The organism is Mycobacterium sp. TH-M82 (assembly GCF_057473605.1).
On the sequence record NZ_JBYCKY010000692.1, the window covers coordinates 1 to 1,093 of the forward strand.

General features: G+C 61.8%; 1 tRNA gene. It reads right to left on the reverse strand.

The window, feature by feature from the left end:
- Positions 1-60: 60 nt before the first annotated feature.
- A tRNA-Ser gene (locus AC2VON_RS20340) sits at positions 61-134 on the reverse strand.
- Positions 135-1,093: the final 959 nt, after the last annotated feature.

The following is a 1,093-nucleotide window of genomic DNA, read 5'->3' on the forward strand; positions in this document are numbered from 1 at the left end:
GTCGAGCACCAGGACAACGGCGCCGACCGGGGCACCTCAGTCGGTGATAGCTGGTCAGCGTGCCCCCACTGGGACTCGAACCCAGACTTGACGGATCTCGGGTCCGTCCTTCCTGGGCGTTGGCGTACGGTGGCGCACGTTGGAGTGGTTGGCTAAATTGCGCTTGATCTGCGATTACTCACCATTTTGCGTTGGTGCCGTTGGGGGCGCTTCGGAGACATGTGCATACAGTCTGTTTACATATCGCGCCCAGGGGATGATCAGCACCGCCCGGTTAGCACTCTGCCTTGATCTTTAGGCACAGCCAGATCGGGCCTCCACGCTAGGGTGCTGGTGTGTCGATCTGGTCGTCTGTGCTCGCATCCGGCCTGGTTGCGGCTGGCGTAACGCTGGCAGCCAACTGGTGGATACAGCGGCCACGGGCCGATCTCCGGATGGCCAGAAGCCAGCAGACACTCGAGGACACCGACCGACTGCTACGCGCCAACAAGGGAAGTGGCAATTGGATCAATCATCCGCACTGGCAGCCGCTGCACTTCGTGCGGTTGACCAACTACGGCGACGGCACCGCTTACGACATACGGTTGTCAGGCGACGAGTGCAGGCCCCGTGTGTGGGTTGGTGACACGGGCGGTCAGAAGACCGAGAACGACCCGCCCACAGTGGTCTGGCCGATGTGGAGCGACACAATTGCCGCGTTGGAGCCGGGGCAATCGGTGCAGGTGCTTGTGATGACAAGTCCTGATCGCTCACGTAAACCGCCTGCCCTTGAAGCGAGGTGGCCGCGTATGCCGCGCAGAGGCTTTGGCTGGAAGAGGTGTCGTTACGACCTCGCAACGGCGCGGACAATTGAGACGGGATGGCCAGGCGAGCGAGGGGAGTAAGCCATTCCGCCCGCCTGTCTCCCGTAACGACGAACGCCACCTCGCTCAACATCTAGGAATCGCGTTCGGTGCTGTCGGGCGGCGCACTGCGCGGGGAAGGAAGTAGGCAAACCGGCCTAGGGCGTGTCTCCCGATTTGTTGCTTCCTACGCGGGAATGGATTACGGCGCAGGCTAACAGGACACCACCGAGGTAGGTTAGGGCGTATTT